Origin of the sequence: Bacillus tequilensis KCTC 13622 (assembly GCF_000507145.1) — a bacterium.
Taxonomy (GTDB): domain Bacteria; phylum Bacillota; class Bacilli; order Bacillales; family Bacillaceae; genus Bacillus; species Bacillus tequilensis.
In genome coordinates this window covers 573,435-587,391 of the sequence record NZ_AYTO01000034.1, presented here as the reverse complement: position 1 = coordinate 587,391, position 13,957 = coordinate 573,435, and the positions used below count along the sequence as shown (strand labels likewise).

At 42.9% G+C, this 13,957-nt stretch carries 21 protein-coding genes; 8 read left to right on the top strand and 13 right to left on the bottom strand.

Annotated features, from left to right (window positions below):
• Positions 1-2 precede the first annotated feature (2 nt).
• From V756_RS0114700 to V756_RS0114665, 7 genes are all read right to left on the bottom strand, one after another.
• Positions 3-617, bottom strand: a complete 615-nt coding sequence (locus tag V756_RS0114700; protein WP_024715321.1) for a YpjP family protein — start codon at positions 615-617, stop codon at positions 3-5.
• 263 nt (positions 618-880) lie between these two features.
• Positions 881-1,666 (bottom strand): class I SAM-dependent methyltransferase, encoded by a 786-nt coding sequence (locus tag V756_RS0114695; protein WP_024715320.1) that lies wholly within the window; start codon positions 1,664-1,666, stop codon positions 881-883.
• A 41-nt stretch (positions 1,667-1,707) separates the two neighbouring features.
• Complete coding sequence (brxA, locus tag V756_RS0114690; RefSeq protein ID WP_024715319.1) at positions 1,708-2,142, bottom strand: bacilliredoxin BrxA; 435 nt, start codon at positions 2,140-2,142, stop codon at positions 1,708-1,710.
• 106 nt (positions 2,143-2,248) lie between these two features.
• The gene (gene ilvD / locus V756_RS0114685; protein ID WP_024715318.1) at positions 2,249-3,925 is read right to left on the bottom strand and encodes a dihydroxy-acid dehydratase; all 1,677 of its coding nucleotides are present in this window, start codon (positions 3,923-3,925) and stop codon (positions 2,249-2,251) included.
• Positions 3,926-4,215: 290 nt separating this feature from the next.
• Positions 4,216-5,349, bottom strand: coding sequence for a conserved virulence factor C family protein (locus V756_RS0114675; protein WP_024715317.1), 1,134 nt, complete (start codon positions 5,347-5,349; stop codon positions 4,216-4,218).
• 59 nt (positions 5,350-5,408) lie between these two features.
• Positions 5,409-6,026 carry an Mn(2+)-dependent (deoxy)ribonucleoside pyrophosphohydrolase gene (gene hdhQ, locus V756_RS0114670; protein ID WP_024715316.1) on the bottom strand — a complete coding sequence of 206 codons (618 nt, stop codon included), beginning with the start codon at positions 6,024-6,026 and terminating at the stop codon, positions 5,409-5,411.
• Positions 6,027-6,039: 13 nt separating this feature from the next.
• Positions 6,040-6,522: a glutathione peroxidase gene (locus tag V756_RS0114665; protein ID WP_024715315.1), complete on the bottom strand. Its 483-nt coding sequence runs from the start codon at positions 6,520-6,522 to the stop codon at positions 6,040-6,042.
• Between the two features lie 290 nt (positions 6,523-6,812).
• On the opposite strand from V756_RS0114665, the gene metA reads away from it, so the two are divergent.
• The 4 genes from metA to cspD all read left to right on the top strand — a co-directional run bounded on the left by metA (position 6,813) and on the right by cspD (position 9,533).
• Positions 6,813-7,718, top strand: a complete 906-nt coding sequence (gene metA, locus V756_RS0114660) for a homoserine O-acetyltransferase MetA (RefSeq protein ID WP_024715314.1) — start codon at positions 6,813-6,815, stop codon at positions 7,716-7,718.
• Between the two features lie 226 nt (positions 7,719-7,944).
• Complete coding sequence (locus V756_RS0114655) at positions 7,945-9,093, top strand: diglucosyl diacylglycerol synthase (RefSeq protein WP_024715313.1); 1,149 nt, start codon at positions 7,945-7,947, stop codon at positions 9,091-9,093.
• A gap of 56 nt (positions 9,094-9,149) precedes the next feature.
• Positions 9,150-9,317, top strand: a complete 168-nt coding sequence (locus V756_RS1000000123960; protein ID WP_142675240.1) for a hypothetical protein — start codon at positions 9,150-9,152, stop codon at positions 9,315-9,317.
• A 15-nt stretch (positions 9,318-9,332) separates the two neighbouring features.
• Positions 9,333-9,533, top strand: coding sequence for a cold-shock protein CspD (gene cspD / locus V756_RS0114650; RefSeq protein ID WP_003153604.1), 201 nt, complete (start codon positions 9,333-9,335; stop codon positions 9,531-9,533).
• 51 nt (positions 9,534-9,584) lie between these two features.
• Here cspD and degR read toward each other — a convergent pair whose 3' ends face one another.
• Complete coding sequence (degR, locus tag V756_RS0114645) at positions 9,585-9,767, bottom strand: transcriptional regulator DegR (protein WP_003218247.1); 183 nt, start codon at positions 9,765-9,767, stop codon at positions 9,585-9,587.
• A gap of 155 nt (positions 9,768-9,922) precedes the next feature.
• Between degR and V756_RS0114640 the strand changes: the two genes are divergently transcribed.
• Positions 9,923-10,192 (top strand): DUF2564 family protein, encoded by a 270-nt coding sequence (locus tag V756_RS0114640; protein WP_024715312.1) that lies wholly within the window; start codon positions 9,923-9,925, stop codon positions 10,190-10,192.
• A 28-nt stretch (positions 10,193-10,220) separates the two neighbouring features.
• Here the strand turns inward: V756_RS0114640 and V756_RS0114635 are convergent, their stop codons facing one another.
• Positions 10,221-10,403, bottom strand: coding sequence for a zinc-finger domain-containing protein (locus tag V756_RS0114635; RefSeq protein ID WP_024715311.1), 183 nt, complete (start codon positions 10,401-10,403; stop codon positions 10,221-10,223).
• Positions 10,396-11,076 (bottom strand): ribonuclease H family protein, encoded by a 681-nt coding sequence (locus V756_RS0114630; protein WP_024715310.1) that lies wholly within the window; start codon positions 11,074-11,076, stop codon positions 10,396-10,398. The genes V756_RS0114635 and V756_RS0114630 overlap by 8 nt, the downstream gene beginning before the upstream one ends.
• Before the next feature lie 82 nt (positions 11,077-11,158).
• Between V756_RS0114630 and V756_RS0114625 the strand changes: the two genes are divergently transcribed.
• The 3 genes from V756_RS0114625 to sspL are packed head-to-tail and all read left to right on the top strand — an operon-like array spanning position 11,159 to position 12,414.
• Positions 11,159-11,848, top strand: a complete 690-nt coding sequence (locus tag V756_RS0114625) for a queuosine precursor transporter (protein WP_024715309.1) — start codon at positions 11,159-11,161, stop codon at positions 11,846-11,848.
• Positions 11,848-12,246 carry a reverse transcriptase-like protein gene (locus tag V756_RS0114620; protein ID WP_024715308.1) on the top strand — a complete coding sequence of 133 codons (399 nt, stop codon included), beginning with the start codon at positions 11,848-11,850 and terminating at the stop codon, positions 12,244-12,246. The genes V756_RS0114625 and V756_RS0114620 overlap by 1 nt, the downstream gene beginning before the upstream one ends.
• A 39-nt stretch (positions 12,247-12,285) precedes the next feature.
• Positions 12,286-12,414, top strand: coding sequence for a small, acid-soluble spore protein L (sspL, locus tag V756_RS0114615; RefSeq protein ID WP_003218255.1), 129 nt, complete (start codon positions 12,286-12,288; stop codon positions 12,412-12,414).
• A gap of 8 nt (positions 12,415-12,422) precedes the next feature.
• Here the strand turns inward: sspL and exnP are convergent, their stop codons facing one another.
• The 3 genes from exnP to V756_RS0114595 all read right to left on the bottom strand — a co-directional run bounded on the left by exnP (position 12,423) and on the right by V756_RS0114595 (position 13,891).
• Complete coding sequence (exnP, locus tag V756_RS0114610; protein ID WP_024715307.1) at positions 12,423-13,313, bottom strand: 5'-3' exonuclease ExnP; 891 nt, start codon at positions 13,311-13,313, stop codon at positions 12,423-12,425.
• Positions 13,314-13,413: 100 nt separating this feature from the next.
• Positions 13,414-13,560: a protein YpzF gene (ypzF, locus tag V756_RS01000000122455; RefSeq protein WP_081719868.1), complete on the bottom strand. Its 147-nt coding sequence runs from the start codon at positions 13,558-13,560 to the stop codon at positions 13,414-13,416.
• 73 nt (positions 13,561-13,633) lie between these two features.
• Positions 13,634-13,891 (bottom strand): YpbS family protein, encoded by a 258-nt coding sequence (locus V756_RS0114595; protein ID WP_024715306.1) that lies wholly within the window; start codon positions 13,889-13,891, stop codon positions 13,634-13,636.
• Between the last annotated feature and the right edge of the window lie 66 nt (positions 13,892-13,957).

Genomic DNA, 13,957 nt, shown 5'->3' with positions numbered 1-13,957 from the left:
CTTTAGGCACTCATCCAGTTGGGAGGCGTGTTGCGGTCCCAGTAAATGCTCCCAAGCTCATGATGTGATTGAAATCCATCTTCTGCTGTATGATAGTGAAAATTAAACCAGTAGCCGTCATGAGGCGGATGGTCTCTCCGCACATGGAATCTAAGGAGGTCCTCTCCAGTCGCCCGATTGTATACGTTGAAAATCTTTTCCGTTTTTCCAGCTGAAGGCGTGCTTGAGATCACCACATCTTGATACGCCTCATCATCTTGCAATGTCGCTAAATAATCACTAATCACATTTTCAATTTTCGGGAGGATCTCTTTCCGGTAGTCATCCTCAATGACCGGAGAGATTTTGCTGCCGAATTTCAAAAAGGACTGATCCTCGGCACTGTCAATAAGCTGTTCCTTGTACGATTGAAACAGCAGCTCAGGGTCCCGCCTGTTTTCCGACTCATAATCATCGTACAGGTCATGCTCATCATAAAAAGCGGTGTATTCATTCTGCTCAACACTGCTCGGCTGTCCGGAGGGCTTGTCCGCCATAAGAGCAGCCGGAGGAGATACGAGCCCGAACGTTACGATGGTAAATAAAACCACAAGGGTCTTTCTCATCCACAATTTCATGACTGCTTAATCCTCTCTATTTTATTGTCATCTTTCTTTTATTTTAGCACACCTGAAACATGCAAGTCATGTACTATATGACTTTGATATGCAAATTAGGAGATTCGTTGCTTTGCGTTTTTTGTAAAAACGCTTACAATATTCTCTGAAAGGAGGCTTTCCGCATGATTGACGCCTTGTTTGCCACAGTTTCACTCTTAACATTGTTATACTTTGTCGTCATGGAAGTCACCGATTAACAGAAAGCCCGTGATATCATAATATCACGGGCTTGTTTTGTTTGCGGCTTGAATGACGCCGTAATGAAACAGTGCGGTTTTTCTTTTCATAACGTGAAAACCAAATTGTTCAAATCGCGGACTTTTCCAGTGATCTTTTAACACCACGCATTTTCTGGCGGCACGCACCGCTTCTTTGATATACCCTTCATGCAAAACTGAATCCTCTGCCAAATCCCGTAAAGGCGCGATACCATCAGACGTCTCTACAGGCTCATGAAACATTGGATCGAAATAAACCACATCAACAGAGTCGTCAGGAAGCTGCCTAATGTATTCAAAACAATCTCCATGCTTCACTTGGATTCTTCTCATTGCAGCTTGAAGCTCAGCTATGTCCGTTTCCCATGAATGAAGTCCCGTCCTCACCAAAACGGACACAAGATGGTTCTGTTCAATCCCAATGACAGAACCCGTTTCGCCTACTGCCATACTTGCGATAATGGCATCAGAACCCAGCCCGAGTGTGCAATCTAAAAACGTGTCTCCTTCCGATAAACCAGCTGCCCGAAGCATCGGTTCCTGCTCGCCCCGAATGAAGCGTTTGGCTCTGAACATCGCTGTATTCGGGTGAAAAAAGAATTTGGCTCCTTGTTTCGTATAAAGTTCAAACCGCTCTTTTCCGACCACAAGCAAATCACGTTCAGCTGACTTCAGCAGATGTTCAACCGTTTGTTTATTTCGGCTGCAATATGGCATATTCAGCTCTTTAGAAAGCCGCTTTGCGGTTTTTATGGTGTGTTCGGACGGTCTATAGCTTGTTGTTATCATCTTCTATACTCCCAAAAAGAAAATGCCCGGAAAACGGGCATTTAGCAGTGCGCATCGAAGGCAGCAGTCAGGTTTTTCATGATTTCTTCCATATCGTGTCCTTCAATTTCATGACGCGGAATAAAATGTACAACTTCTTTGCCTTTTAAAAGAGCCATCGACGGTGAAGAAGGCTCCTGGCCAGTAAAATACTCACGCATTTTTGCTGTGGCATCTTTATCTTGGCCAGCAAATACAGTCACCGTATTGTCAGGTGTTTTGTCATTCTGAAGGACTGCCTGTGTTGCCGCAGGACGTGCAAGACCTGCCGCGCAGCCGCACACAGAGTTTACGACTACAAGAGTTGTTCCCTCAGCATTTTCCATAAAGTTTTCTACTTCTTCCGCTGTTGTTAATTCTTCAAAACCAGCTCCGGTCAGCTCGCGGCGCATCGGTACGACAAGCTGGCGCATATATTCTTCATAAGCCATTGACATAAAAAAAGCCCCCTCTAGTATCCTTCTTCTGAAGTAAAGGATACTATAGAGAGGGCCGGATTTCAAATGTTCACAACTTACATTAGGAGAAAGTAATTCCCGCTGCCTAAATTTTCATGATACCGCCGGTGTTGGCGCTTGTCACAAGTTTAGAATAACGTGCCAAATAGCCGGTTTTCACTTTTGGTTCAAATCCTTTCCAGTTCGCTTTCCGTTTTTCCCATTCTTCCTCCGGCACTTGTACATCCAAGATACGTTTTTCAATATCTACGATGATGTGGTCTCCGTTTTCAACAAAGGCTAGCGGTCCTCCCTCTGCGGCCTCTGGTGATACGTGACCGATTGAGAGTCCCCGAGATGCTCCGGAAAAACGCCCGTCCGTAATCAATGCTACTTTTGGTCCTAGTCCCATTCCTACAATTTGAGATGTAGGCGCAAGCATTTCCGGCATGCCTGGTCCGCCTTTTGGCCCTTCGTATCGAATGATGACGACATCGCCTTCTTTTACTTTCCGGTTGATAATGCCGTCAAGCGCCTCATCCTGAGAATCAAATACGACAGCCGGTCCTTCGTGTCTCGTAATTCCGTTCTGTACACCGCCTGTTTTAATGATAGCGCCGTCTGGAGCCAAATTGCCAAATAAAACGGCAAGGCCGCCCTTTTCAGTGAATGGTTTCTCCAGCGGATGAATGACGTCATAATCCTTTACTTCATGTCCGGCGATGGTTTCTCCAAGTGTTTTTCCTGTAACAGTCAGCGCATCTAAATGAAGCGCTCCTTCTTTCTTGGAAAGCTCATTCAGCGCAGCTGACACACCGCCCGCTTCATGGAGATCTTCAATATACACATCTGATGCGGGCGCCAGCTTGGCCAAGTGCGGCACACGCTCAGCAACTTCGTTAATGCGTTCTAAAGAGTATTCAACGCCGGCTTCGTTTGCAAGGGCAAGCGTATGGAGCACGGTATTTGTTGAACCGCCAAGCGCCATATCGAGTGCAAACGCGTTATCAATCGCTTTTACTGTCACGATATCACGCGGTTTGATATCTTTGCGGATGGTTTCCATTAATTGAGCAGCCGATTTTCTGACAAACTCTCTTCGTTCCGGTGATGTCGCGAGAATGGTTCCGTTCCCCGGCAAAGCAAGACCAAGTGCTTCTGACAGACAGTTCATTGAGTTCGCCGTAAACATGCCGGAGCAAGATCCGCACGTCGGGCATCCGAACTGCTCTAATTCTTGAAGCTCGCTTTCGTTGATTTTTCCGGCTTGATAAGCGCCTACCCCTTCAAATACAGAGGAAAGGGAGATTTTCCGCCCGTCACTTGTTCTTCCTGCCGCCATCGGTCCGCCGCTGACAAAAATGGTCGGAATGTTGATGCGCATTGCCGCCATAAGCATTCCCGGCGTGATTTTGTCACAGTTCGGAATACAGACCATTCCGTCAAACCAGTGCGCAGATACAACCGTTTCAACAGAGTCCGCGATGATTTCACGGCTCGGCAGCGAATATCTCATACCGATATGCCCCATCGCGATTCCGTCATCTACTCCGATGGTATTAAATTCAAACGGTACGCCCCCTGCTTCTCTGATTGCTTCTTTTACGATTTTTCCAAACTCTTGCAAGTGAACATGACCGGGAACGATATCAATGTATGAATTACAAACCGCGATAAATGGTTTGCCAAAATCCTCTTCTTTTACACCTGCTGCGCGAAGCAAACTGCGGTGCGGAGCTCTATCGATTCCTTGTGTGATCATGTTACTGCGTAATTCTGCCATGGTGATCCTCCTAAATACTTTTAATTGTTAGACTGGATTTTATTTTAACAATTTTCAGTTTATTTTTGGGCTGTTTTTGTGAATAGATGACAATCCGGCTGCCCTCTCCTTGATTGTTTCCTGCATGTTTTTATATTTATATAGCTTTCTGTCGATGTGAACCCTCCAACTATTAATATTGTTACTTACTATAAATAGTTTTCGGATATTTTTCAACAATATTCGCAATAATTTTTATAAAAAGTGAATTCACATAAAAAAGGTGCCTGATCTGCACCTTTTTCATTCTTTCATTCACCTTTTTTTCTGCTTTCTGTCATTTGTTTCCAAACTGAACCTTTTGCTTCTTCTCCATGCTCAATCCGTTCAAGCGCCATTTTCACTTGAAGGCTGACCTCGAATTCGGGATCGTCTTCGGCAGCGCGCAAAGCTTCAATTGCACTTTCATCGCCGACTTCATACAGGAACATAGCCGCACGCCAGCGAACAAGCTTGCTGGAGTCGCTTAACGATTTGATCATAGCAGGAATGGCTTGAGGGTCACCGATATCCGACAGGCAGTCTCCGGCCGTTCTTCTGACTGAGACAGATTTGTCCTCAAGCGCTTTATACAATAGAGGCAGGACATCAGGTGTTTCAATCATTCCTAAGTACACAACAGCTTGTCTTCTGATAGACACCTTCGGATCATCCAATGCCTTCTGTAAAACCGGGATATCCTCCTCTTTCGGATCCATCTGCTCCAGATGTGCATAACGCTTTTTCCAGTCCTCATCATCCATCATGTCGAGCGTTACTTTATACGCTTTGCGCTGTACAAATTGTTTTGCTTCGCCCGTTCCTTGAGCAGCTGCTTCTGTCAGCCGTTTCAGCCGTTCATCACTATATGCAGCCTGAAGCTCTTCTGTCACGTCATGACCGATTTCATTAAAATCGCCGAATCGGACGCCCTGTTCTTTCCAGGCACGCTCAAATACAACATTTGAAGCTTCAGATCTGAGTTTTAAGATTGCCTGCTGAAAGCGTTCAGGCAAGCCGAAGCGCTCTTCCCGTTCCCCATCCGTCAATTTGACCTGCATTGGGATGCCGCTGAACATCTGTACAAATACTTTCACTTCTCCAAAAGACTCTTGGTCAGAGCGGTTTTGTTCCGCGCTTTCTGCACTTTCCATTCCAAACGAAGTGCGGACTTGCGGTAAGATGTCTTTCCAGTCGTATCTTGCGTTCCGTTCAACAGCGAGAAAATCAGCGACGTGATATACCCCTTTGACTCCTTCTATATTAAGGATCTCCGCTATAACAGGCGGTGCGCCTTCTGCTTGATCCGGTTTATAGTTATTGCTTTTCCCCGCCGGAAGCTCCTCCGTTAAGATGACCTTCATTGTATTCGGGCTTGGCGTAGGTTCAATTGATTTTATCTTCATGATCGTCCTCCTATAGCATATCTGTGAATTATTCTATCATAGTCGCTCCAAGCCTTCTATTACGACGTTTTGGCTTCAATACCTGGTACGTCTTTTTCTAATTGACGGACAAACTGAAGCATAAAATCATGTCTTTCTTCCGCAAGTTCCCGTGCGGTGTCTGTATTCATCATATCTTTCAGCCGCAGCAGTTTATGAAAAAAATGAGCGTACGCGCTTTTATCATCTCCATAAAGGCTGTGCCCTTTTGCGCCCGCAAACATAAACGTTCTCGCAATACCGACAGCACCTAATGCATCAAGTCTGTCAGCGTCCTGTACGGCTTTCCCTTCAATTGAGAGCGGCTCGTCCGCCAGCTTTTCTCTGTCTCGAAAGGACATCCTTGTGATAATGTGAATCACTCTGTCGGCATCCTCTTTTCCAACTCCGAAAAAAACGAGCTGTTCATATACTTCGCTCACTGAAAGCCTGACCGTGTCAGGGAGTTTAATATCAATTACATCGTGAACGAGCGCCGCCGTTTCAACAATGAACAAATCCGCTTTTTCCTTTTCTCCAATATATACAGCAAGATCCGCAACTCTTGATACATGATGCCAATCATGTCCAGAGCTTTCGCCTGTTAGGACTGATTGAACCCATGTCCTGATCTGCTCTGCTTGCTTTATCTTTTTCATAAAGACACCCTCTTTATGTCCCTAGCAGCTTCACGATAGCGTCTTCCAGCTCTTTCGGATTTGTATTTGGAGAAAAACGGCCAGCGATTTCTCCGTTTCTGTCCACTATAAACTTCGTGAAATTCCACTTGATTGCCTTAGTTCCCAGCATCCCTTTCGCATGCTCTGTTAAATACACAAACAGCGGGTGGGCGTTTTTTCCATTAACTTCCACTTTTGAGAACAAAGGAAACGTAACCCCGTAATTTGTTTCACAAAAATTTTGTATGTCTGTCTCGTCGCCAGGCTCTTGGTTCATAAATTGATTGCAAGGAAACCCTAGAATCTCCAAGCCCTCCTGCTGATATGTATCATATAACTCCTGTAGCTGCTTTAGTTGAGGAGTAAACCCGCATTTACTTGCTGTATTCACGATCATCAATACCTTCCCGGCAAAAGGCTGAAGTGTCATGTCTTTTCCTGTTATGGTTCGTACCTTCATATGATATATAGACATCTAAGTCCCTCCTATGTCCCTGCATCTGATTATTTTACCTTTTTTATTTCCCAATTCAAAATGCAAACGCCTGCTCATTTTTTATCTTCCATTCAATAAAACGTTACAAATACCTTCTGAGATCCATCATCACTGAAAATCATTTTCCTGTGAAACCAACAGGTGTATTTATTCGTTTTATCTAAAGAGTTTTCTGTTGTTTCCCCTCAACACTTAGAGATAGATTGAAAATTGGCGTGAAAATTCCTATAATGAAGAAAATTACACGGGGAAATGATGGAGGTGGCACGTTGCCTATTAATATACCAACACACCTGCCGGCAAAACAGGTGCTTGAGAGTGAACATATATTTGTAATGGATGAAAGCAGAGCATTTCATCAGGATATCCGGCCGCAAAAAATCATTATATTGAATTTGATGCCGAAAAAAATCCAAACAGAGACCCAGCTTCTCAGATTGCTTGGAAATTCGCCTTTACAGGTTCATTTTACATTTTTAATCCCAAGCACACACACGCCGAAAAATACTGCAAGAGAACACCTTGACGAATTTTACACGACTTTTTCCAATATCCGTCACAAGAAATTTGACGGCATGATTATCACCGGTGCGCCGATCGAGCACTTGGCGTTTGAAGATGTTTCATATTGGGAAGAGCTCAAGGAGATTATGGAGTGGAGCAAAACAAATGTCACTTCAACCCTGCATATTTGCTGGGGTGCTCAAGCAGGCTTGTATTATCATTACGGTGTTGAAAAAATTCAAATGCCTAAAAAAATCTTCGGTGTGTTTGAACATACAGTTCTTTCAAAACACGAAAGATTAGTCAGAGGTTTTGACGAGCTATACTACGTGCCGCATTCCCGGCATACAGATATAAATATGGAACAGCTTCAAGCAGTGCCTGAGTTAAATATTCTTACCGCATCAAGGGAAGCCGGGGTTTGCTTAATAGTGTCTAAAGACGAAAAACAAGTCTTTTTGACAGGGCACCCTGAATATGATACAAATACGCTTCTTCAAGAGTACGAAAGAGATTTGGAACGAAACCTTTCTACTGTCGAAGCGCCTAAACATTATTTTGCGAAAGACAGCAGCCAGCCAGTGAATCGCTGGAAAGCCCATGCCACATTATTGTTTATGAACTGGCTGAATTATTACGTTTACCAAGAAACTCCTTATGAATGGGACTAATTTTTCTTTTTTAGTGATACGCTGAGCAAAAAATATGATAAAATACATCTGATTCAGTTTGCGTATAACAAAAATTTAAAATACTGGAATCATCATTTAAAATTAGCTTAACTTTTTCACTGCATTAATAATTCAATTATGTATTTGTGTTATGTTTATGTATAGACAATAACTCCTTACGATGCATGAAGCTTGCTTGTTGTTGATTACATTGAGGTGAATTTACTTGAATACCAATAAAAGAGTATTAATTTTGACTGCAAATTACGGAAATGGACATGTGCAGGTAGCCAAAACGCTTTATGAGCAATGTGTACGGCTTGGTTTTCAGCATGTAACAGTTTCTAATTTGTACCAAGAGTCAAATCCGATTGTTTCAGAGGTAACTCAATACCTCTATTTAAAAAGCTTCTCAATCGGGAAACAGTTTTATCGTTTGTTTTATTACGGAGTTGACAAAATCTATAATAAACGTAAATTTAATATTTACTTTAAAATGGGAAATAAACGATTGGGCGAACTTGTCGATGAACACCAGCCCGATATTATTATTAATACATTTCCGATGATCGTCGTGCCGGAATACAGACGACGAACAGGAAAAGTCATCCCTACTTTTAACGTGATGACCGATTTTTGCCTTCATAAAATTTGGGTTCACGAAAACGTAGATAAATATTATGTGGCGACAGATTACGTGAAGGAAAAACTGCTGGAGATCGGCACTCATCCAAGCAACATAAAAATCACTGGGATTCCAATCAGGCCGCAATTTGAAGAATCCAAGCCGGTGGAGCCGATATATAAAAAGTACAATCTTTCCCCAAACAAAAAAGTGCTTTTGATCATGGCAGGTGCACACGGTGTATTAAAAAACGTTAAAGAACTGTGCGAAAACCTAGTCAAAGATGACCAAGTGCAAGTGGTTGTCGTGTGCGGGAAAAATACAGCGCTAAAAGAATCTTTAAGTGTGCTTGAAGCAGAAAACGGTGACAAATTGAAGGTTCTTGGCTACGTGGAACGCATTGATGAGCTGTTTCGGGTCACAGATTGCATGATTACAAAACCTGGCGGCATTACATTGACAGAAGCAACTGCCATCGGTGTGCCAGTCATTTTGTACAAACCCGTGCCTGGGCAGGAAAAAGAAAATGCAAACTTCTTTGAAGACCGCGGAGCGGCCATTGTCGTGAACCGTCATGAAGAGATTCTCGAATCAGTCACTTCCCTTCTTGCAGATGAAGATACCTTACAGCGCATGAAGAAAAACATTAAGGACCTGCATTTAGCAAACTCCTCTGAAGTGATTTTAGAGGATATCCTGAAGGAATCAGAAATGATGACAGCCAAACAAAAAGCCAAAGCGTTATCTTAATGGCTACGTGAGAGCATACGAATTCGTGTGCTCTTTTTATTTATATTCAGCTATTAATAAAAACGGTTACATTTTTTTATGATCTTGTCCTTCTTTTGAAAAATAAGCCGTTTCGCAACTTGACGGGTGCTCACAGATGGTGTATAGTTGAACCATCATTTAACAATGAATCAAAGTTAAATGATGACAAAATTTTTTTTAGCACGCGGGTGCTACAGTACTAGGAGGAATTAAGCAATATGCAAAACGGTAAAGTAAAATGGTTCAACAACGAAAAAGGATTCGGCTTCATTGAAGTTGAAGGCGGAGACGATGTATTTGTTCACTTCACAGCTATCGAAGGAGAAGGATACAAATCATTAGAAGAAGGACAAGAAGTTTCTTTTGAAATTGTCGAAGGTAATCGTGGACCTCAAGCTTCTAATGTTGTAAAACTCTAAACTGAATACATGATGATGAGATGACAAATATAGGAGAGGCGAACGCCTCTCCTATTTGATTTTCATCTGGATTTCAATCGCTAAGATGTTTTGTTTGCACCTCTGTTCAATCTCTTCAACATGCTTTTCCATTGACGGCTTCCCTTTTTTCGCGATATCCGCCAGTTCCTCTAAGTCACTGTATATTTCTATAAATGTTTTGTGAAGGATCGACTTCAAGTCTTTATCGTCCATAGCTACGTTCCCCTTCTCTGCCAAGATACCTCAAATAGTAAAACAGTCCTATTTATTCTGGTTCAATAGTTATATCGGCTTATTTTCATTTTATTTTCTATTTTGGTACATAAATTTCAAAAAAACTCAGCAAAATAATTGCGGAGGTGTTTTTTGTGACATCAGAATTTCATGATAAGAATCAGACTGGCTTTACGGATAAGCGGCAGCTGGAGCTAGCGGTGGAAACAGCGCAGAAAACGACAGGAGCTGCGACGAGAGGTCAAAGCACAACATTAGTCGATTCTGCATACCAATCGATTGAAGATGCAAGAGAACTGTCACAATCTGAAGAGCTGGCAGCTCTCGATGATCCTGAATTTGTTCAGCAGCAAAAGCAGCTGCTGGATGACAGTCAGCATCAGCTTGATGAATTCAAAGAATAAAAACCGCAGCTTCTGCGGTTTTTATTTTTTAATGATTGGTTAAAACATCGCCGTACGCCTTCAGTTTTTCACCAACTGTACATTTATTAATACAAAATGAATGCGCATAGGTTTTGCCAAATTCCTTCCGAAACTGCTTCTTAATAAAACAGTCTTTGCAATATTCATCTTGCAGTTCTGTCAGTTCTTTAAAGATCATTTTCTTATCCAATATCGTCATCTCCGTTACGGTCTAATTTCGTGTGGCTTTCTACGAATTGATGGGATAGAATTTTTTTAGCGAGGCCGTCAGCTTCCTGGTTGTCTTTCCGCTGTATGGTTTCGTAGGTTGGAGTGAGCTTCAGCGATTCAAGGAGTGCTTCTATTTTGTCCAGCCATTCATTATGAGACGGATCATAGCAAGGCCAGCTGCCGTCAAGCTGGTTCAGCACAACAAGCGAGTCACCTTTGATCGTAATTGAATTTCTGCTTGCCCCAAGTTCTCTTACTTCTCTAATCGCTTCATAAAGCGCCGCGTATTCAGCTTCATTATTGGTTTTCAGCCGGAAGCTTTTATTTTTTCTCAAGCGATGCCGTGTTCCTCCCAATGAATAATAAATGACGATTCCGAGTCCGGCCAGTTCGCTCTCCTTATCGAAACTGCCATCAAAATAAACAGTAATTTCGTCAGGCTCTTGAGCAAGCTCCTCTGTCAGCTTTTCCAATTCCTTCAATGTCCAGCTGCCGCCTTTCTCGTCTTCGAACATAAGCTCTTTCATGTATGGAAAACGGCCAAGTTCTCTGGCGAGCATACGTGCCTGCTGTGCTGTCAGCCAGTCTTCGCCCAAAAATGAGACGGATCCCGTTCCCTTTGCTTCTATTTTCATATGCGGTCTGAGTTTCATTACAATCACCTTACCATTCATTAGTTGCCGGGCTTATGCTATAATCAAACCAATCTTACCCCGGAAAGGAAGCTTTTACATTTTGTTTAATAACTTGTTTTGGATCATTTTTGCGATCATTCATTTTATCATTGTTCTTTTATTTTATAAAGGGTTTGGCAAAACAGGACTATTTGTTTGGATCGGTTTTGCGACAGTCTGCGCCAACCTTCAAGTCGTCAAAACAGTGGAACTGTTTGGCCTAACAGCAACACTCGGGAATGTGATGTATGGCACAATCTTTTTTGCGACAGATGTGCTGAATGAAAAATACGGACCGACCGAAGCCAGAAAAGCGGTATGGCTGGGATTCTCAACGCTCCTGACGCTGACATGCGTCATGCAGGGCGTGCTGCTTTTTGAACCGGCTTCAAGCGACATATCACAAACAGCGCTGGAAACGATTTTCGGATTCCTTCCACGAGTTGCGTTAGGAAGTCTGCTTGCCTTTATCTTCAGCCAAACGCTGGATGTTTATGTATATTCGGCAATTAGAAGGATATTTCCTTCCGACCGGCTTTTATGGCTCAGAAACGGTGGCAGTACAGCGGTCAGCCAGTTGTTTGATACATTCATATTCACTGCTGTCGCCTTTTTCGGCATTTATTCGGCAGGCGTGTGGCTTCATATTTTTATTTCTACATATTTGATTAAGTTTGCGGTATCTTTGATTTCATTGCCTTATGCTTATGCAGCAAAGAAAATGATACCGAATGATGAAAGGAGTTTATAATGCCCACCGAAATATATGTAGACGGCGCAAGCGCCGGTAATCCCGGGCCTTCCGGTATCGGCATTTTTATCAAACATGAAGGAAAAGCAGAAGCTTTCTCTATCCCAATCGGAATGCATACAAATCAGGAAGCGGAATTCCTTGCATTAATTGAAGGGATGAGGTTATGTGCAAAGCGCGGGTATCAATCTGTTTCCTTTCGAACCGATTCAGATATCGTGGAACGCGCCGCTGAGCTTGAAATGGTTAAAAACAAAACATTTCATCCGTATGTGGAAGAAATCATCCGATTAAAACCGGCTTTCCCTCTTTTTTTCATCAAATGGATACCAGGGAAGCAAAACCAAAAAGCCGATCAGCTGGCAAAAGAAGCGATTCGGCTAAATGATAAGAATTAAATCTCGATCAATGGTCATCCTAATGTCGAGGTGACTAACATGAAAAAGAAAGATAAAGGCCGGCTGACCGGCGGTGTTACTCCGCAAGGCGACCTGGAAGGCAATACTCACAATGACCCTAAAACAGAGCTTGAGGAAAGAGCCAAAAAAAGCAATACAAAACGCTAGAGAAGATCTTATACGATCTCTCTAGCGTTCAGTTTTTCAAGCATGCGCTCAATTCCTTTGATTTGGTGGCGGCGAAGCATGTCAGCCGCCTGTTCCATTTGCAGGGTAAATAGAGCGTCTCCCAATGTGCAGACCAGCGGTACAGAGCAGTGAATTTCAGCAAGCTTCCTCGACATCTCCAAATCGCTTAAACCTTGCTGAATTTTCCCCTGCTGCCCCTTCGTAAGAAGAGAAAGATTTTCTAATAAACGTTCAATTGTTTCATATTCACGAATCAGTTTGTAAGCTGTTTTTTCTCCAATCCCTTTGACACCAGGATAGTTATCACTGGAGTCACCCATAAGCGCTTTAATATCAATCAAAGCCTTCGGCAGAACTCCCGTTTCTTCATAAAACGTCTCTTTTGTATAGACTTTATAATTTCCTATTCCTTTTTGGAGCAATGCTACGCTTACTTTATCTGTTAACAGCTGAAGTAAATCTCTATCCCCTGTTACGATCGTAATGTCAGCTTCATTTGCAAACAAAGCGGCAAGCGTTCCGATGCAATCATCCGCTTCATACCCGGCAAAACCGATATTCATAATCCCAAGCTCAGCTGCCGCCTCCTTCGCTAAATCAAACTGCGGGATCAGCTCCACAGGCGGTGCGCTGCGGTTCGCCTTATAATCTTGGAACAGGTCATTCCGGTACGTTTTGCTCCCCATGTCCCAGCAGCAGACGACGTGGGTCGGCTGGAATGTTTCCACAGCTGTGATTAAATGCTTTAAAAACCCATTGACGCCGTTCGTCGGCACTCCGCTTTCATTTATCATAAAGTTGCGGTGCACGGCCGTGGCAAAAAACGCCCGGAATAATAGAGCCATGCCGTCAACCAGCAATAGTTTATTATGATTCATAAGATAACTCCCTCTTTTTTCATTCCCTCTATTTTAGCATAAAGCCGCGCAAAAATAAAAAACAGCATCTCTTCAATCAGAGATACTGTTTTGTGTATCATCAGTCGTTATGTCTTTTGTTACTGGCGATCAGCTTTTCAGCCTCTCGTCCTGCGTAAGAGTCAAAATGGGTTTGAAATCCGTTTTTCTTTTTGGCATTGTTATTCGCCTGTGCATTCCTGTTTCCAAATTTTGTTCTGCCCAACATGAATCCCCCCTTACGTCGGATACATATAGTATATGCTCCGGCAAGAGATTCACTCGCGACAGGATCATCCAGCTTACATGCGGCTTACATATTCCCTGACCATTTCTGCTGATACAAGACGTCTTGTCGGTACGATGCCTTTTTTGGCGAGCTGATTCATTTGCCCGGTAATTTCATTAATCAGTTCTGTTGTAAAAGGTTCATCGTTTTTGCATTTTAAAACCGCTTCTTCAATGGCCATTTCACGCATGTTTTCAAGACGCATAAATGCTTTAATATGCTCGTGCTGTTTTGATGAATGTGCTGAAATTGCTTTATGTACCTCTGACATGAATCGTTCATCTCGCTTTTTTTCTATTTAGTCTATCATGACTTGATATACAAGCCAACTGAATTT